Annotated in this window: 17 protein-coding genes, 1 pseudogene and 1 other annotated feature; of the genes and pseudogenes, 7 read left to right on the forward strand and 11 right to left on the reverse strand. The window is 45.4% G+C overall.

Annotated elements, in window-relative coordinates; translation table 11 throughout:
* Window positions 1-235 precede the first annotated feature (235 nt).
* Both AC6I5A_RS09675 and hisF read left to right on the forward strand, forming a co-directional pair.
* The gene (locus tag AC6I5A_RS09675; RefSeq protein WP_497900640.1) at window positions 236-406 is read left to right on the forward strand and encodes a tyrosine-type recombinase/integrase; all 171 of its coding nucleotides are present in this window, start codon (window positions 236-238) and stop codon (window positions 404-406) included.
* Between the two features lie 3 nt (window positions 407-409).
* Window positions 410-1,171 (forward strand): imidazole glycerol phosphate synthase subunit HisF, encoded by a 762-nt coding sequence (gene hisF / locus AC6I5A_RS09680; RefSeq protein WP_034615005.1) that lies wholly within the window; start codon window positions 410-412, stop codon window positions 1,169-1,171.
* A 56-nt stretch (window positions 1,172-1,227) separates the two neighbouring features.
* On the opposite strand, the gene AC6I5A_RS09685 is transcribed toward hisF, so the two are convergent.
* Both AC6I5A_RS09685 and AC6I5A_RS09690 read right to left on the reverse strand, forming a co-directional pair.
* Window positions 1,228-1,977, reverse strand: a complete 750-nt coding sequence (locus AC6I5A_RS09685; RefSeq protein ID WP_034615007.1) for an SGNH/GDSL hydrolase family protein — start codon at window positions 1,975-1,977, stop codon at window positions 1,228-1,230.
* A gap of 112 nt (window positions 1,978-2,089) precedes the next feature.
* Entirely contained in the window at window positions 2,090-3,004 is a 915-nt protein-coding gene (locus tag AC6I5A_RS09690) for an AEC family transporter (protein WP_034615009.1), read from the reverse strand.
* A 141-nt stretch (window positions 3,005-3,145) separates the two neighbouring features.
* On the opposite strand from AC6I5A_RS09690, the gene AC6I5A_RS09695 reads away from it, so the two are divergent.
* Entirely contained in the window at window positions 3,146-3,358 is a 213-nt protein-coding gene (locus tag AC6I5A_RS09695; protein ID WP_034615011.1) for an FmdB family zinc ribbon protein, read from the forward strand.
* Window positions 3,359-3,527: 169 nt separating this feature from the next.
* Here AC6I5A_RS09695 and AC6I5A_RS09700 read toward each other — a convergent pair whose 3' ends face one another.
* Genes AC6I5A_RS09700 through trpB form a run of 5 tightly spaced genes read right to left on the reverse strand, consistent with a single transcriptional unit; the run spans window position 3,528 to window position 7,930 of the window.
* Window positions 3,528-4,211, reverse strand: a complete 684-nt coding sequence (locus tag AC6I5A_RS09700) for a phosphoribosylanthranilate isomerase (protein WP_034615013.1) — start codon at window positions 4,209-4,211, stop codon at window positions 3,528-3,530.
* Window positions 4,211-4,918, reverse strand: a complete 708-nt coding sequence (locus AC6I5A_RS09705; RefSeq protein ID WP_052168009.1) for a hypothetical protein — start codon at window positions 4,916-4,918, stop codon at window positions 4,211-4,213. The genes AC6I5A_RS09700 and AC6I5A_RS09705 overlap by 1 nt, the downstream gene beginning before the upstream one ends.
* A 4-nt stretch (window positions 4,919-4,922) precedes the next feature.
* Window positions 4,923-5,948, reverse strand: coding sequence for an anthranilate phosphoribosyltransferase (trpD, locus tag AC6I5A_RS09710; protein ID WP_034615016.1), 1,026 nt, complete (start codon window positions 5,946-5,948; stop codon window positions 4,923-4,925).
* A gap of 22 nt (window positions 5,949-5,970) precedes the next feature.
* Entirely contained in the window at window positions 5,971-6,753 is a 783-nt protein-coding gene (gene trpA, locus AC6I5A_RS09715; RefSeq protein ID WP_034615019.1) for a tryptophan synthase subunit alpha, read from the reverse strand.
* Window positions 6,746-7,930, reverse strand: coding sequence for a tryptophan synthase subunit beta (trpB, locus tag AC6I5A_RS09720; RefSeq protein WP_034615022.1), 1,185 nt, complete (start codon window positions 7,928-7,930; stop codon window positions 6,746-6,748). Before trpB ends, trpA begins: the two co-directional genes overlap by 8 nt.
* A 79-nt stretch (window positions 7,931-8,009) precedes the next feature.
* Window positions 8,010-8,258 (reverse strand) — a binding site (T-box leader).
* A 542-nt stretch (window positions 8,259-8,800) separates the two neighbouring features.
* Between trpB and AC6I5A_RS09725 the strand changes: the two genes are divergently transcribed.
* Genes AC6I5A_RS09725 through AC6I5A_RS09735 form a run of 3 tightly spaced genes read left to right on the forward strand, consistent with a single transcriptional unit; the run spans window position 8,801 to window position 12,808 of the window.
* Window positions 8,801-9,400 (forward strand): NADH-quinone oxidoreductase subunit NuoE family protein, encoded by a 600-nt coding sequence (locus tag AC6I5A_RS09725; protein WP_497900641.1) that lies wholly within the window; start codon window positions 8,801-8,803, stop codon window positions 9,398-9,400.
* Window position 9,401: 1 nt separating this feature from the next.
* Window positions 9,402-10,982, forward strand: a complete 1,581-nt coding sequence (gene nuoF, locus AC6I5A_RS09730) for an NADH-quinone oxidoreductase subunit NuoF (protein ID WP_497900642.1) — start codon at window positions 9,402-9,404, stop codon at window positions 10,980-10,982.
* Between the two features lie 11 nt (window positions 10,983-10,993).
* Window positions 10,994-12,808: an NADH-dependent [FeFe] hydrogenase, group A6 gene (locus AC6I5A_RS09735; RefSeq protein WP_052168010.1), complete on the forward strand. Its 1,815-nt coding sequence runs from the start codon at window positions 10,994-10,996 to the stop codon at window positions 12,806-12,808.
* A gap of 161 nt (window positions 12,809-12,969) precedes the next feature.
* Here the strand turns inward: AC6I5A_RS09735 and AC6I5A_RS09740 are convergent, their stop codons facing one another.
* From AC6I5A_RS09740 to zupT, 4 genes and pseudogenes are all read right to left on the reverse strand, one after another.
* A complete protein-coding gene (locus AC6I5A_RS09740; protein ID WP_034615025.1) occupies window positions 12,970-13,233 on the reverse strand; it encodes a type II toxin-antitoxin system RelE family toxin in 264 nt (87 codons plus the stop codon).
* On the reverse strand, window positions 13,199-13,453 hold the full coding sequence (locus AC6I5A_RS09745; RefSeq protein ID WP_034615028.1) for a hypothetical protein: 255 nt from the start codon (window positions 13,451-13,453) through the stop codon (window positions 13,199-13,201). The genes AC6I5A_RS09740 and AC6I5A_RS09745 overlap by 35 nt, the downstream gene beginning before the upstream one ends.
* Window positions 13,454-13,817: 364 nt before the next feature.
* Window positions 13,818-14,039 (reverse strand): annotated as a pseudogene (locus AC6I5A_RS09750) (hypothetical protein); the annotation flags it as partial.
* A gap of 294 nt (window positions 14,040-14,333) precedes the next feature.
* On the reverse strand, window positions 14,334-15,146 hold the full coding sequence (gene zupT, locus AC6I5A_RS09755) for a zinc transporter ZupT (protein WP_034615034.1): 813 nt from the start codon (window positions 15,144-15,146) through the stop codon (window positions 14,334-14,336).
* Window positions 15,147-15,677: 531 nt separating this feature from the next.
* Here zupT and AC6I5A_RS09760 point away from each other — a divergent pair.
* On the forward strand, window positions 15,678-18,122 hold the full coding sequence (locus AC6I5A_RS09760; RefSeq protein WP_034615037.1) for an ATP-binding protein: 2,445 nt from the start codon (window positions 15,678-15,680) through the stop codon (window positions 18,120-18,122).
* Window positions 18,123-18,278 lie beyond the last annotated feature (156 nt).

An 18,278-nucleotide genomic window follows, 5' to 3' on the forward strand; every position in this document is an offset into this window, starting at 1 on the left:
CATATAAAATGTCCGTGAAATTATTTTCTTCTACCAAGTTCCACTCCGTCCAGTTCATAATACTCTTGCCTCCTTCTATAAAACATCCCTGGTTTCTTTCTACTTATCTTTATTCCTACCTTGTTCATCTCCTTTCGGCTTTACCGAAAGTGTAATGCCCTACTTACAGAAAACATTTGGACACCTTGAAAGTTAAATTATCAATGTGTCGCGATTTAATTAGGGATTTCCTCCTTTGGCACTTTTAATTAGAACCCTTTATGGTTGTGGTCTAAGGCTATCAGAGGCATTAAATTTGAGAATTAAAGATATAGATGTCGAAATGGAAGTTAATATAAGATACAAGCTCGATAAAAAATGTGAACTGCGGTATAATCATAAGTACAATGATTTGAAGGAGATATGAGTTATGAGAAAGGTTCTTATTATGCCCTGCTTGGATATGAATGATGGAAGAGTCGTCAAAGGTGTGCATTTTATAAATCTAAGAGATGCGGGCGATCCAGTGGAATGCGCCAGGATTTATTGCGAAAATGGAGCTGATGAACTGGCTTTTTTAGACATTACCGCTACCATCGAAAAAAGGAAGACTACTTTAGAAGCTGTCCGGCGGGTGGCTCAAGTGATTACAATCCCCTTTACAGTAGGCGGAGGTATTGGTTCTGTAGTAGATGCTGAGGAAGTATTAGAGGCGGGAGCTAACCGTGTATCGATCAGCAGTGCGGCTTTTCGCAATCCCCGTTTAATTGACCAGTCTGCTGCAGAATTTGGCCCCTCCAAACTGGTCGTGGCTATTGATGTAGATCGTAATCCGGCCCTCCCCTCTGGATATGAAGTTTACATTGACGGAGGCAACACCCCCACAGGAAAAGATGCTATTGAATGGGCGCGGGAGGCGGAAACTCGGGGTGCCGGTTACATATTGCCAACCAGCAAAGCCTGTGACGGAGCAAAAACAGGGTATGATATTCCACTCATCAGAGGCATTAAAGGCGCGGTAAAGGTTCCGGTTATTGCCTCCGGCGGGGCCGGAACGAGGGAACATTTTTTAGAAGCTGCTCAGGAAGGGAAGGCTGACATCCTTCTAGCGGCATCCGTTTTCCACTTCGGAGAGATCAATATTTTTGAGCTAAAAAAATATCTCCGTGACAAAGGAGTTAATACCAATTGAATTTATTCAAGCAGCACTATTTCACCGCGCCAATTCAAGCAAGTGATAATTACGGATTAATGATCAGCAAGGTCATCCTTGAAACATGCTAACACCGTATCGGCAAAAATACGATAGCCTCTATCCGATAGGTTAATGGTATCAGCGGCTAAAAGCTCATCCAGAGGTTCAGGCGCATTAATAAACGTCGTCCACTGATCAAGGACGTTAAGCTGGTTCTGCCGGCCTAAATCGAGAATGACCTGGCGAAGAGGGAAGAATTGATTATTCTTTTGAATGTTTTTAACCGGAGGCTCGACAATCAAGTATAAGTCTGCCTGCGGTACTTTTTTGCGGACATCTAGAATCAGCTGCTGATACTTTTGTTTGAATTCGGTAGGGTTTATTTCCGAGGCATCGCTGCGGCCAAAACAGAGAAAAACGACGTCTGAATTCACTTCGATCTCAGGAACAAGGGGGAGAATATTATCTGCGCTATAACCTTCACCCGTAAACATCCATTTTAAAGTACCTGGATAGAGGAGTTGTAAATCGTGTGAGACGAGCGAGGTCCAGCCTGTTTGACCAGGATTAGAGGCGTCTGTGCTAGAAACGAGTGAATCTCCCAGGACAAGGAGGTTAACGTCACCTCCCTCTGAAATCCGCATTAAACCAGAGGACGTTGGCGTTGAAACCGGTGCCGAATCCGAAATAGACGATACGCCTTTATCTTTATTTAGAAACCAAAAGAACCCAATGATGATCAGAGCAATGAGTAATGTTGCGAGAATAATATATAGATCTGCTTTGTATGATTTATTAACCATTTCTTTATTTCTCCACCCTAAGCAAAGAATAGGATCAAATTGAGATTAACATAATATCTTCGATATAGCAACCCGAAATCCCTTCGCTTGTTTGGATAGAAAATCCAAATTATCAATGAAAAACCAGCATGGCAAACAACGGAATAGTAATAATTGATAATCCAGTGGAAAGCACAACAATTTTTGAGGCTAAGAGCGAATCTCTCTCGAATTTTTCTGCGAAAATAACAGTATTGCTTGCCGGAGGCATAGCGGTTAGCATGACACAGGCGGCCAGTGTCAGTTGATCAACGTGCAGGAGCTTTAAAACTAGGTACGCAGCGGCTGGGAGAACGAGCAGTCTTAAAAAGGCCCCGTAATAGACATGGATTCCCTGGAACATTTCACTGAACTTAACCTCGGCCAGCATGGCGCCTATGACGATCATAGCCAGAGGAGTAGTTAGGCCGCCGACCGTCGTAACTAGTTTGGCTGCAAATGTCGGCAGTTCAAGAGGCGTTAATAACAAAACGAGACCGAAAACAGTCGCTAAGGTGCCTGGATTGACAAGCGCCTTCTTTAAGGTTTGCCGGTCGCTGACTCCTGTAAAGAGCATAAACCCATAGGTCCAGAGGAACAAGTTGAAGACAACGCAGTAAATGGAGGCATAGAAGATACCGATACTGCCAAAAATGCTCTCCATCACAGGGTATCCCATGAAGCCGCAGTTGGTAAAGACAAGGATAAACCGCATGACTACCTTTTGATCTGGAGGATATTTTTTAAAAAGGAACGCGCCGAGCAAGATAGACGCCACATAGCTGACAACAGCAAAAATAAAAAGGATGATGGCGCTGGACAAAGCTGATGCGGGAAGGTCCTGATTAAAGGAAGAGATGGCAATGGCCGGAATCGCAATATTAAGAAGAATTTCCGTAACCCCCCTGGTCACTTCCTTATTCATGTAACCAAGCTTTTTACAAATATAGCCGATCATGATCATCAATAAAATAACAAAGACGGAGTTCATTATCGTTACAAAACCCATGGCGGACCTCCTGCCGATTTCCGGACTTCTATTCTCACTTGTGATTTTTAATAATAATCTCAAAGAGAAATTATATGAGTTTTAAAAGGCGGAATTGTGATATAATCTACTTAAAAGTCTGTTACTGGGAGGGTTAAGTAAATGCCAAGCTATGACATGGTTTGTCAAGAATGCGGACACAAATTTTTTGTTTTCTGTACCATCAGCCAAAAGGATCAGAAAGTATGCCCCGAATGCGAAAGTCCTAAGGTTAGTCAAAGATTTACGACTGTAAACATAATTGGAAGTAGAAATAGCGGAGGAGTTAGCGGAGGAGTTAGTTCAGAGCCTGCTAAGTCATGTGGCTTTAATTGAGCAGGATGTTAAGGAGACCGTGAGTTTCCTTGGAGAGTGATAAGTTAATTCAGGATACCATAAGGAAAATGCAAAAAAAAGGCCGTCTCAATAAAACTTTAAAAATCTGCTCCCCTTACGGTGACAGGGTGCAGATTACTTGTTTTTGGTGAGGCGGCCTTTTTGGAGTTTATAAATTACGAATAGACGATAACAAACGAGACAACAATGCAGCATCTTTTTCGCTTGGGATACTCTCTACACCGGTCATGATATCGATGAATTCTGTACCAGTCTGCCTCACAAAATTGGAGACATTATCGGCATTTATTCCGCCTGCAATGATGACGGGCTTTGAAGACCGTTTGATGATTTCAAGGCAGAAGTCCAGATCTATCCTGGTGCCATTTTCAGATGAATTTGCGGGAACTCGTGAATCTGCAAGCAATCCGTAGACGCTGGTTTTGCAGAGTTCCGCTACAATCTTTTCAATATCTGAAGTGCCAAATTGGAGGATGCGGTCTTCGATTCCCGGGGGAACGGTCTTAATCACATCAATATTCAGTTCATGAAGTGCGTCAGAGATCATTATGGTGTCCTCCAGCGTTTCCTTGTAATGAAGCTGCACTATGGACGGGCGCAGGCTGGAAGCCAGTTCGATCACTTTTTCGGGAGTACCGCCCGTAACAATGCAACTTCGGTGCTGGGATTGGACCATGCTCAACAATGGCAGCGCCTCGGCGCGGCTCAGGTTCCAAGGAACCGGAATGGGGTATTCCGTAACAAAACCGAGAATATCCACGCCCAGATTCATGCAAATTTGTACGTCAACTTTGCTTTTCAAACCACATATTTTCACTTTAATGCTGCCCATTAAACGTGATCTCCTATTCCTTTGCTGAGGGCCAGATAGCACTCACCCATGTTTTCCGCCTGCCAGATTGCTGTTCCGATAAGTACCGCATCGGCGCCTGCCCTAATTGCCGCCTGAGCTTCCGCAGGGGTCTGAATGGAACTTTCACTGACCAGTACTGCATTAATTGGTGCATATGCGGACAGCAACTCCGTGGCGGAAACGGTTCCGTCATCTTTTTCAAGTTCAAGGATATTACGATTGTTGATACCCACAAGTTTTGCGCCGATTTTACCGACCCAGCTCAATTCTTCCTCCGTATGAGCCTCAACCAATGGCTCGAGTCCGATTTTCAACGCTTCGTCATACAGTTCCATCAGTAAAGGACGCGGTTGTATGGCACATATCAGCAGGACTGCCTCCGCCCCGCAATCCTTTGTGATTTTCAGATCGTCTATGCGCGTGATAAAATCCTTGCGGAGTACAGGCAGTTTGGTTCCAGCCGCAATTCGCTTCAGAAGTTCTAGGGAGCCACCAAAGGCTTTATGCTCGGTTACAACAGACAGGGCGGGCGCACCTGCTTCAGCCAGTAACTTTGCCGATTCCAATGGATCTCTTCCCCGAAGCAGGTCACCCTCCTTGGGGGAAGTACATTTAATATCTGGAATGACGGGAATAAAACCTGCCTGTTTTCTTGCTATCAGAGCATCTGAAAATTTAGTATTCATTTGTTTATTCCACAAACGAGTTGGACATTTCACAAAGCTGATTCAGTTTTTCTGCCGCGGCACCACTGTCAATCAGTTTATTAGCGAGAGTAATGCCTTCTTCAAAACTGGCTGCTTTTCCGCCGACCTTCAATGCGCCGGCAGCATTGAGAATGATAGCATTGCGTTTGGGACCCATAATTTCGCCGGAGAAGACACCACGAACTGTATTTGCGTTTTCCTCGGGGGTGCCTGTTTTGATCTCTTCTAGTGTGCATCGCTCCATGCCAAAGTCCTCGGGCTGAATCTGATAAGTTGTGATATCGCCATCTTTCAGCTCATTGATTCTTGTTTTACCAAGGAGAGAGATTTCATCCAGACCATCCAGACCATGTACAAACATGGCATTGGTGTAGCCCAGCTCTTTGGCTACATAGGCCACAGTATCAAGAAGCTCCGGTTTGTAAACGCCAAGGATATGTCTTGGGGCAAAAGCGGGATTGATCAATGGACCTATGATGGTATAGAAAATGGTTTTGATACCAAGATCGGATTCCGCAGGCAGAACCTTGCACATTACCGGATGGAATAAAGGTGCGTAGATGAAGGCAATACCGATATCCTCAATCAGTTTTTCAGCCTGTGCGGGCGTAAGATTGATATTGACGCCAAGGGCCTCCAGCACATCAGCGCTGCCTGACAGGCTGGAAATAGAACGGCTGCCATGTTTCGCAATGGGGATTCCTGCTGCCGCAGCAACGATGGCTGTTGCGGTGGAAATGTTGAACGTGCTAAGGCCGCCGCCGGTACCGCAGGTGTCCATCAGATCATCTTTCACATTAGGCTTCAGGGGAACACAATTATCCCGCATTGCTTTGGCGATGTAACCTATTTCCTTAAGTGAAGCGCCTTTCATTAATAGTGCGACTTGAAAACCGGCGATCTGAACGTCGCTGACTTCATCATCGTTGATGGCTTTAATGAGTGCAAAAATCTCCTCTTTAGTCAGTTCCTGATTGGTTGTTGCTTTGTTTAAAATGTTCTTGTACATAATAGTGTCCTCCCTTTAAATATTATTTAACGGCATCTTCAATGCTTTTTTTCATACTGCGTACATATTCTGAGACGGACTCAACGCTGTCTTTTCCAAATTTCGCGATCAGCTTAACAATTGCGCTTCCGACGATTAAGCCATCGGATAGTTTCGCCATACTGCCAGCCTGTTCAGGTGTTGAAATGCCGAAGCCGATTGCGCATGGGACATCGGTAACTTCCCGAACTTTTCGCACTATTTTTCCGATGTCAGTCGTGATATTGCTGCGTACGCCGGTAACACCAAGGGAAGATACACAATAGATAAACCCCTTGGCTTCTTTGGCGATTAAGCTGATTCGCTCTTCCGAGGTTGGGGCGATCATAGAAATTAAATCGATTTTGTTGAGTTCACAGACTTCCGCTAATTCATCTTTTTCTTCAAATGGCATATCAGGAACTATGATGCCGTCGATACCGCATTCGGCACACCGGCTGATGAATTTCTCTTTCCCATAGGTGTAAACAGGGTTAAGATAAGTCATAAATAGTAGTGGAACAGCGGTTGTTTTCCGGATTCTTGTTACCATATCAAACAACTTGTCTGTGGTGCAGCCGCCCTTCAGGGCACGTTCGTCCGCCTCCTGAATGACTATGCCTTCCGCAACAGGGTCAGAAAATGGTATGCCTATTTCGATCAGGTCGGCGCCTGCTTCCGCCATGGCGGGAACCAGTTTCTCCGTGGTTTCAATATCCGGATCGCCGCCCGTGATGAACGCGATAAATGCTTTATGGCCTTTAAAAGCTTCTGTAATTCTACTCATAAAGTGCTACCCCCTTGTATCTTGCGATTGCCGCTACATCTTTGTCGCCCCTGCCAGAGATATTGACGACAATGATCTTATCCCTTGCCATTGTGGACGCCAGCTTCCTGGCGTATGCAACAGCATGGGCGCTTTCAACAGCGGGGATGATTCCCTCAGTACGGGAAAGATATTCAAATGCATTTACGGCTTCGTCATCCGTAATCGGTACGTACTGCGCTCTACCTGTGTCGGCGAGGTGTGCGTGTTCAGGTCCGATTCCCGGGTAGTCAAGTCCTGCCGAGATTGAGTACACCGGCGCAATCTGACCGTATTTGCTTTGGCAGAAGTAAGATTTCATACCATGGAACACGCCTACTGTTCCATTGGCAATCGTCGCCGCATTTTTTGGGTTCTCGACACCAAGCCCAGCAGCCTCGCAGCCGATGAGCTTTACCGAGGGCTCTTGAATGAACTCATAGAATGCTCCCATGGCGTTACTGCCGCCGCCGACACAGGCTATAACGGCGTCGGGAAGTTTCCCCTCCGCTACCATAAGCTGCTCTTTTATTTCTTTGCCTATGACTTTCTGAAAATCCCGTACAATGGTGGGAAAGGGGTGTGGCCCCATGACAGAACCCAGAACATAAAGCGTATCATCCATACGCGCTGTCCACTCGCGCATGGTTTCATTGACGGCGTCTTTCAGCGTCATAGTTCCGCTGGTGACCGGATGAACTTTGGCACCCAGCAGTTCCATGCGAAAAACATTCAACGCCTGACGTTCGGTATCTTCCTTGCCCATAAAGATTTCACATTCCATATCCATCAGGGCAGCTACTGTCGCAACTGCAACGCCATGCTGTCCTGCACCCGTTTCCGCGATTACGCGCGTCTTTCCCATTCGTTTGGCAAGTAAAACCTGTCCCAGGACATTGTTGATTTTATGAGAGCCCGTATGATTAAGGTCCTCTCTTTTGAGGTATATTTTTGCACCACCAAGATCCCGAGTCATTTTCTCTGCATAATACAGAAGCGATGGCCTTCCCGCGTAATTCCTCAGTAAGCTGTTCAGCTCATTTTGGAAATCAGGATTATTTCTATTAAATTCATATGCCTCTTCAAGTTCATAAACCGCCTTCATCAACGTTTCCGGCATATACTGACCGCCGTAATCGCCAAATCTCCCTTTTTTCATATTAGACCTCCTTGGATTAAGTTTGTTGAAATTAATTTTAGGTATTGTAAAGCAATAAAAAAGCTCTTATCCTATTGTTTAATAGGACAAAAGCCTTAAACTTCTGCGGTACCACCTAGATTGATGCAAACGCATCCCCTCAAATACGTACTATCATACGCATTCCATTGATAACGGGTGGAAATCCCGTTGGGCATTACTCAGTCAAAGACCTTTCCTCCCACCTTTATGAGTCCATTCCATACAAAGCCGTTTATTGCAATCACACCGCCTGCAACTCTCTGAAAAACAATCATAAGTATGTACTCTTCTCAATCAAAAGTTTATGTTACATTTTTTCTAATGATATTGTAATATTTATAATTTGTCAAGAGCTAAAAATCCCCTCAACCTAAAATAAATAGGATACTGCAGATATACATTGCAGTTACCCTATTTATTTTATTTAAGCATAAGATTTTTAACTAAGAATTAAAATAGAAATTACCACCACCAGCGGCGGCGAAAACCCCACCAGGGGAAACCAAGTCCAAAGCCAAGCCAGGGGAAACCCCAACCCAATCGACCCCACCACATAGAGAAAACCTCCCTTGAATTATTATTAGTCTTAGATATTTTGTTTATCGAATTGCTTAATAAGACCTAAAACAAATTATGTTAAATAAAGGAAATATGTTCCTGATTTGGGAGTGGTTACTCTGAAGAACAAAAAAGCCTTTATTATACATGGCCAAGAACATGGCCAAGAGTCCATTTATAATGTTTCCAAACGTACTTAAGCTCTTGCCCCTTTTTTTAGCTGACTATAACATGGATAATTAAGAACACATTGGTTTACTCTAACTAATAATTAACTAGTTGGAGGTAATCATGCAACAAGAGCAAGCAGCGAATCATCAATACCCTCGGCCTGGAGATTTTGAACCGGAATTTATGGAACGGCTGGAAGGTAATATTTCCTGCCCCAGCCCTTCGGAAGATGATCAACTTTATCGTAAACTGGATGAGTTTATGAACAGTTTAGCTACGGAAGAGGGTGTGTTAATCCGGGTACTTCATTATGCCCAAAATTTGTTTGGTTATCTGCCGCGTGAGGTGCAGATCCATATTGCCAACCGCTTGGGGATCTCGCTAGCTGAAGTATATGGGGTAGTAAGTTTTTATCACTATTTTTCGACTCAACCAAAAGCGGAAACTACTTTGGATGTTTGTCTGGGAACAGCCTGCTATGTCAACGGTTCAGCTAATCTTATCAGCGAGTTGGAGAAGAAATTAGGGATCAAAGTCGGAGAGATAACTCCGGATCATAAATTCGGCCTTAAGTCTTCCCGTTGTATAGGCGCCTGTAATCTGGCGCCGGTGCTGGTTATGGGGCAAGATATTCACGGGAAGCTGAAACCGGAAATGCTCTCAGATCTTATAGATAAAAAAGATAGAGATAAAAAAAACAACACTGAGGAGATGCATTAAGGTGGAATCAGCAGCGGAATTAAAAGGGCAACGGCGCAATGTTTTGAGGAATTGTGGGGTAATTAACCCGGAAAAGATTGAAGAATATATTGCCCGGGACGGTTATTTCGCTTTAGCCAAAGTGGTAAAAGAGCTGACACCCTTGCAGATTATCGATGAAGTAAAAAAATCCGGCTTACGAGGTCGTGGCGGCGGAGGATTCCCTACAGGGCGTAAATGGGAGTTTACTCATGATGCCAAGGGGGAAACCAAATATGTCATCTGTAATGCTGATGAGGGTGACCCCGGTGCTTTTATGGACCGGAGTATTCTGGAAGAAGACCCCCATGCGGTTCTGGAGGGTATGTGCATAGCCGGCTATGCCATAGGCTCTGAGCAAGGGTATGTTTATGTCCGGGCGGAATACCCGTTAGCTGTGAAACGGATTGAAATCGCACTTCAGCAAGCCCGGGAAAAGGGTCTTTTGGGCAATAAATTATTTGGCACGGATTTTCAGTTTAATATTGAAATTCGTCTGGGGGCGGGAGCCTTTGTCTGTGGCGAGGAAACTTCTTTGATTCGTTCGATTCAGGGTTTGCGGGGCGAACCACGCCCACGTCCGCCTTTTCCGGCCGTGGCCGGACTTTGGGGGAAACCGACTTTGATTAACAATGTGGAAACCTTAGCCAATATCCCCAATATAATCCGGGAGGGCAGTGCCTGGTTTGCTTCCCTGGGTACCGAGCGCAGCAAAGGCACCAAGGTGTTTGCCTTATCAGGCAAGGTTCAGCATACGGGGTTAATTGAAGTGCCGATGGGTACTACCCTGCGTGAGGTTATCTTCAATCTGGGAGGCGGAATAGCTGGGGGAAAGAAGTTTAAAGCCGCGCACACGGGCGGACCTTCAGGGGGTTGTTTGCCGGAAGCTTACCTGGATATTTCCTTGGAATATGATACCCTGCTTAGTGTCGGCTCTATGATGGGCTCCGGTGGCTTAATCGTGATGGACGAAGATAGTTGTATGGTTGATGTGGCTCGTTTTTACGCTGAGTTTAATCGTGATGAGTCTTGTGGCAAGTGTACTCCCTGCCGGATTGGCACAAAACGCATGCTGGAGATCCTGACCAGAATTACCGAAGGGAAAGCTAAAGAAGGGGATCTGTTAGATCTGGAGGAACTCGCTCATCTGGTTAAGCAAAATTCCCTTTGTGGCCTGGGGAACGCAGCTCCTAATCCCGTTTTATGCACCCTTAAGTATTTCCGTCAGGAATATGAGGATCATATTTTTAAGAAGCATTGTCAGGCCGGGGTATGTCGGAAATTACTTTCTTATACAATAAATCCGGAACTCTGTAAAGCCTGCGGTCTTTGCCGTAAGGAATGTCCCGCCGGGGCTATCAAGGGCGCGGCTAAACAAGCGCACTCCATTGAGGCCGAAGCCTGTACAAAATGTGGTAAATGTCTGGCAAAATGTCCTTTTCAAGCGATTTCCCTTGGGCCGGGCGAACATTTGCCGGGTAAAAATCAAGCAGGAGCGGAAACCCTGATCGGGAACATTGCGGCCGGAAGTCAAGATATTAGTAACCCGGCGCTCGTTCACTAGGAGGAAACAATATGATCAACTTAACTCTAGACAATCAGCCCATCGAGGTCCAGGAAGGCACTACGGTTATCGAAGCGGCGCAAGCCTTGGGGATTGACATCCCGACTTTATGTTATCTCAAAGAAGTTAATGTGATTGCTGCTTGCCGGATCTGTCAGGTTCAAGTGGAAGGTCATCCGAAATTAATAGCGGCCTGTGCTTTAACGGCAGCCGAAGGGATGGTTATTTATACGCATACCCCGGAGGTTTTGCAGGCCCGCCGGAAGGTACTGGAACTTCTGCTCTCAGATCATCCTTTTGACTGTCTAACCTGTTTTCGCAACGGCAATTGTGAGCTGCAAACTCTAGCCCGAGAAATGAATATCCACGGCTTACAGTGGGAAGGGGAGCGGGGATTCTTTGCTATTGACGATAAATCGCCCTCTCTGGTGCGGGAACCCAGCAAGTGTATCCGTTGCCGGCGTTGTATTACCGTCTGCCGCGATGTTCTGACCGTAAGTATTTATGATATGCAGCAGCGTGGTTTTGATTCTGTCGCCGGACCGGCATATAATGACAGCCTGGCGGATACCCCCTGTATAACCTGTGGTCAATGTATCCTTGTTTGTCCGACAGCAGCTCTGCACGAAAAGGATGATACGGATAAAGTCTGGAAAGCGCTTGCCGATCCGGATATCCATGTTGTCGTGCAGACTGCTCCTTCCATCCGCGTCAGCTTGGGTGAGGAATTCGGCTTACCGCAAGGAGAACTGGTTGTTGGCAAAATGGTTGCCGCCCTGCGCCGAATAGGTTTTAATAAAGTCTTTGACGACTGTTTTGGCGCTGATGTTTGTATCATGGAAGAAGGACATGAGTTGTTAGCCCGTTTAAACGGTCAGGGAGGTCCCTTACCCCAGTTTACTTCCTGCTGCCCGGGCTGGGTTAAGTTCTGTGAAATTTTTTATCCCGAACTCATTCCGCACCTTTCCTCAACCAAAAGCCCGCAACAGATTTTCGGTGCTTTAGTAAAAACCTACTATGCCCAACTGGCCGGGATTCCGCCGGAGAAAATATTTAGTGTCTCTGTCATGCCTTGTGTAGCCAAGAAATTCGAGTCTGCCCGACCGGAACACCGGGATAGTGGGTATAGAGATGTGGATGCTGTTTTGACGACACGGGAACTGGCCAGAATGATCAGGCTAAACGGGCTGAATTTTGCCGATTTGCCGGATGAGAAATTTGATGCTCCCATGGGTTATTCCAGTGGAGCAGGGGTGATCTTCGGGGCCTCCGGTGGGGTTATGGAAGCGGCCCTGCGAACGGTTTACGAAAAAGTTAACGGAACGGAAGTTCCTGAGGAAGACCTGCAAAAAGTCCGCTCCTTCAATGAAGTGCGGGAAGCGGAATTCAGGTTGGGGGACCGGACTATCCGGGTGGCGGTAGCCAGAAACATTGGTGAAGCACGCAAACTCTGTGACCGGGTGCGCAATCAAGAGGCGCAGTATGACTTTATAGAAATAATGGCCTGCCCCGGAGCCTGCGTTGGCGGCGGCGGGCAGCCTATTTACTCTAATCTGGATAAGTGGAGTTTGCAATTAGATTTTCGCAAGTCCCGGGCCAGGGGTTTATTTCAGTCTGACGCAGAAAAGGAATACCGGAAATCGCATGAAAATCCTCAAGTACAGAAACTTTACGCGGAATTCCTGGATGAACCAAACAGCGAAAAAGCACATCAACTATTACACACCGGTCACAAAGCCCGGCCACTGTATACTTGCCAGGGTACTTCCGCCGGAGATAAGGTGGAGCATCGTCATCACAGAGAAGAACAAAGGTATTTGCATTAACCTTATCTCAGGCTTTTCCGCCTGTGACCTCCTCACATTCGGATTCGAATCCGAATTTGAACTACAGCCAGGCGATGCTTCTTGAGCAAACTGCTGGATGCTTCCGAGCAACTCAGATTACGTACCTGCGTAATCTGACATACTCCCAGGCGATGATCCTCTTAGGAGTAGACATCACCGCGATTGTCGATCGTCAATATATATACAATTTGTTCCGTATGATTAACTTCGAAAATTACTCTGTATGTACCAACTCGTAAACGCATTAACTTTCCTTGACCTTTAAGAAGCTTAATATCTCCAATCGGTGGACGAATGGCTAAGCCTGATATTGCTTTACGAATACGTACCTGAACAGCTCTTTCCTGCTTGGCAAGAAATTTTAACGAATCACGGTTTAATGTCAGTTGGTAAATTGAGCTCATGCATTGCATCCTCCCATGACACAAATTCCGTATTGTTATTCATTTGCAGTTCTTCTTCTTCACTCAATGGTATATCGTCCGTTTCCAATAGGTCAATTTCATCCCAATCGGGTCGCTTATGCCCAATTGTTAAAAATTTCAAAAAATCATAAGCAGATTGCTTTGCCTCTTCTGGGAGTAGCTTTACCAGCTTTAATAAATCATCATTACTTATAGCCATGAAAACGCCCCCTATCTAATGTCCGCTAATATAGATTAGCGGCAATAACCTATGCCTAAAATTAAGGGTTAATGAACGCTAAGGTTTCAGTTAGGATAAAATTACCATGTCCTCTAAGGTAAGTCAAGAGTTAGAAGGAGCTGCTTAGCCCCAAGGAGTGTGGATATCATAACTGATACAACAACTGAAACTAATTTCATCAGCTGACGCACGCCACATGTAATCGCGGCTGAAATTAACAAGATCAGTGAAGGAGCAGGAGCAAGCTCTTCAGGAACGGGAACAGGCATTTCAGGATCGGGACCGGCCCTGCAGGAAAAAGCCGATCTCCAGAAGGCTCTGGACGGAGAAAAGGGCAAGAACACTCAGCTGAAGCAATATTCCCGCCAATCGCCGCTTCCGGAGAAACATGACCGATGGCCGCGCCTCGGGTTGCGCCGCTGAACCGCCCATCGGTAATCAAGGCGACACTCTCGCCCAGTCCGCATCCGATAATGGCGAACGTAGTAAAAAGCTGTTTCTTTTCGGAAACAGCTCCAGCATATGCGCCACTTGATTGATAATTACATTCAGGCTGATGCCCCATTGCGCCTGAATTAGATGGCGATCTGCCTAATTCTTGACTTTTTCAAGAGTATTACTTACAATATCGAATCCTCTATATCACAAAGGTTTTTCAGTAATTCCAGTTTTCATGTTTTACTGCTAATCTGTTAAGCTCATCCCTACTTGCAGCAAGTAGCGCTTTCCGTAGAAGTAGTAGTGGCTCTCTCGATTCAGAAATTCCCTGGGTGCTTCCCGTGCCTGATTGCGCAGTTTGCCTGTTGTTTTCTGATCCAATTCAATTTGGAAAGGGCAAAAACTCTAATAGTATCTTATATCAAAACACAAGCAACAGGCATATTCCTATAGCAAACATACCGGACAGCAGACCATAGATAGTCAAATGATGTTCTCCATATAACCTTGCTGTTGGAAGCAGTTCATCAAAAGAGATATAAACCATGATTCCAGCAATCCCAGCAAAAATGAATCCCAGCACCGTCGCATTGATATAAGGAGCAAGGAAAAGAAATGCAAGAACTGCCCCCAGTGGTTCAGCCGCCCCGGACAAAAGAGAATAATAAAAAGCTTTTTTCCTGCTCCCTGTAGCACAATAGACAGGGATGGCAACCGCAATTCCCTCTGGTATGTTATGAATGGCAACCGCGATAGCAATGGCGATCCCAAGTTTGGGTTGACTTATTCCTGAAATAAAAGTCGCCAGACCTTCAGGAAAATTGTGAATTGTAATAGCTAAAGCAGTCAGAACACCGGTTTTCATTAGTTTTTGGGCTTCGACTGATACTTCGCACTCGTCGACTTCCTCAATCATGTGCATTTCATGCGGATTTTTAAGAGTAGGGATGAGTTTGTCGATTACTGCAATAAAAAGGACCCCGGTAAAAAAAGCTAATAGGGTTATCCGCCCACCCGCCTTTTCCCCCATGCTCAGAATCAGGTGGGATTTGGCATCCGGAAGGATCTCCATAAATGATAGATAAATCATGATCCCCGCTGAAAAACCGAGTGCAACTGATAAGAACTTTTTATTTGTCGTCCTAAACAGCAGCACAAGAAAACCGCCAAGCCCTGTAGACAGGCCGGCGCATAAGGAAAGTGTCAAAGCAAATATCCAGTTATTTGTTTCCATTTAAAACTTCCTTTTAAATGCCAGAAAACTGCAATTTATATATATAAGGCAGTATCTTAGTCATATCAATATTTGCCCCCGCTTTTTCCATTGTAACGCGGAGATAAGCATTTACTAAGATACTAACGAACACTTGAGGTACTGTCAAGGATTAGATAAATAACCCGAAAAGAAAAGGCCACGAAAGATGAAGTCTAGTGCGACCTTTGTCACGTTTTATTAGGAGGACTAATTATGAATGCAATCATTTCGATACCCCCTTTCTATATTCTTTCTTATTATACTCCTATTTCTTAGTTTCCGATAAGAAGATATTTAAATTACAAAGAGGTCTAATCTCTAGCAAAAACAAGCTATTGAACATAACACCGACTATGATTATACTAATTGTGATGAAAACTTTAGATTTTGTGAATATTGCTTTGAAAATATCATCCTGAGATTAAACTCAAAGATTTACTGAATCAATCCTCAGATTTGGAATAGAAAAAGTTGCATAAGGAATGAGCGAAGCGAAAGGAATGGTTATAAATGGAGAATACAAATAAGTTCAGGATTCCGGTAGAGAAGCTAAGGAAAGTCTGCGACTACAATAATGAACTGGATTTTTGCAAAACTTCTCTGGATGTGCCGCCCCGGGAGGGTGTTATCGGGCAAGACCGGGCAGTTCATTCCATGGAGTTTGGCTTGGATATGGATACTCAGGGTTACAATATCTTTGTTGTGGGGCCGACCGGTACCGGTAAAAGTACATATGTGCAGACGATTGTCTCCAAGATTGCGGACAAAGGCCCGACTCCTTCCGACTGGTGTTATATCAACAATTTCAGTGACCCCGACCGGCCGCTGGCAATTTCACTGCCTGCTGGACAAGGTCGTTGGTTCCAGAAAGACATGGATGAATTGGTTACCGATTTGACGGCAGCCATCACCAAAGTATTTGAAGGCAATGACTTTGAGCAGCAGAAGGATGCAATCATCCAGGCGGTTCAGCAGAAGATGGAGGAAAAATTTCATATCGCCGAGCAGGAAAGCTTGGAAGCCGGATTTGTTGTGCGGCGCACGCCCCAGGGCTTACAGATTATTCCGATCAAAGACGAGAAACCGCTGAACCCGGAAGAATATAATAAGCTTTCTGATGAGGAACAGCGGGCTTTTGAGAAAAAGGCACACAAACTGCAAAAGAGACTGGACGAGACATACATTCATGAAGGCCGTTTGTCGGAAAAACAGGTAAATGAACAAACTGCGGAGTTGGAAAAAAAGATCGGACTCGGTGCTGCCAGCCACCTGGTCGGCAAGCTGAAAGAGAAATACAGCAAATTTACCAAAATTACAGAGTATCTGGATGAGGTGCTGAAAGATGTGATCGAAAACCTCGGCATTTTCAGGGGTTCTATCACACCCTCGCCGTTGCCTTTCCCGATGCCCCAGGATGAGGTGGATCCCTTTACCCGCTACAAAGTGAATCTGTTTGTGAATAATGAAAAGACCGGGGGTTTGCCAGCTATCTTCGAACTAAGCTGTAATTATTACAACCTGTTTGGCAAAATCGAGTACAAGAGCGCAATGTTTGCTTTAAATACCAATTTTACTATGGCCAAAGCCGGAGCGCTGCAGCGGGCTAACGGTGGCTATCTCGTTCTTCAGGCCAAGGATGTGCTGACGGACCAGTTTGCCTGGGATACTCTTAAGCGGGCGCTGAAGTATCAGCAAGCTGTGGTGGAAAATATCGGTGAGCAGTACCGCTTCGTCTCAACGATTAAACCAGAGCCGATTCCGCTTAAGGTCAAGATTATCTTAATCGGTAGTCCGCTGTTCTATTCCTATTTCACGCTGGACGAGGATTTTCAGAAGCTCTTCAAGGTTAAAGTCGATTTTGATATTGAAATGCCCCGGACGCAGGGAAACCTGCACCAGTATGTTTCCTTTGTTAGTGAGATCTGCCGGCAGGAAAATCTGAGACATTTTAGCCGGGATGGTTTGGCTAAGGTGATCGAATATGGTTCTATCCTGGCCCGGGACCAAAACAAGCTGTCCACCCGTTTCAGCGAGGTCTCCGAGATCGTTTATGAAGCGGCTGCTCTGGCTGATAATAACGGGTCCGAGCATGTGGGCGCGAAACATGTAGATAAAGCCATTCAGGAACGCAAATATCGTTCGAACAGGCTGGAGGGAAAAATTCAGGAGATGATCCTGCAGGGAAAAATCCTGATTGATACTAAAGGCAATATAGTAGGTCAGGTAAACGGACTGGCAGTATTAGGCATGGGCAATTACATGTTTGGAATGCCAACGCGAATTACAGCCCGAACTTATGCCGGCCGCGGCGGGATCATCAATATCGAGCGGGAAACTGACATGAGTGGCAATATCCATTCCAAAGGTGTGCTGACTTTAGCCGGTTATCTGGGTGGTAAATTTGCCCAGGAAAGACCGCTGGGTTTAACGGCGCAGATTACCTTTGAGCAGAATTATGAGGGTGTGGATGGAGACAGCGCTTCCAGTACCGAACTTTATGCGATTCTATCCAGTCTGACAGGGCTTCCCTTAAAACAAAACCTGGCTGTGACAGGCTCGGTCAATCAGTTGGGAGAAATTCAGCCTATCGGCGGGGTCACGGAAAAAATCGAGGGTTTCTTTGATGTCTGCAAGGCCAAAGGTCTGACCGGTGATCAGGGAGTTGTGATCCCGGCACAGAATATCGATAACTTGATGCTAAAAGACGAAGTGATGAATGCAGTCAAAGACCTGAGCTTCCATATCTATGCTGTCAAAACAATAGAAGAGGGGATTGAATTGTTAAGCGGAATACCGGCGGGCGAAAAGAACAAACACGGCAAATACCCGGAGGGCAGCGTCTTTAATCTGGCGGACAAGAGACTGCAGGAATTCAATAAGGTACTGAGCGCGTCTCCGTCAAAGACCAATAAAGAAAGCAAAAGGACCAAGACGAGGATTGAAAAAAAACGATGAACAAATAATTAATGCGTTGGCTGAGAAGATTGATATTCTCACACCAGCGCATTTTGCTCTTGAGAAGGTTATTTCGTTACTCTTATAGAATGAAGAGCATAGCAAGGTAAAGCAGATCATGGAATGAAGTAAATATATTTACAGGGTGAGGTAGTA

The sequence above is a fragment of the Desulfosporosinus sp. Tol-M2 genome (assembly GCF_059735615.1).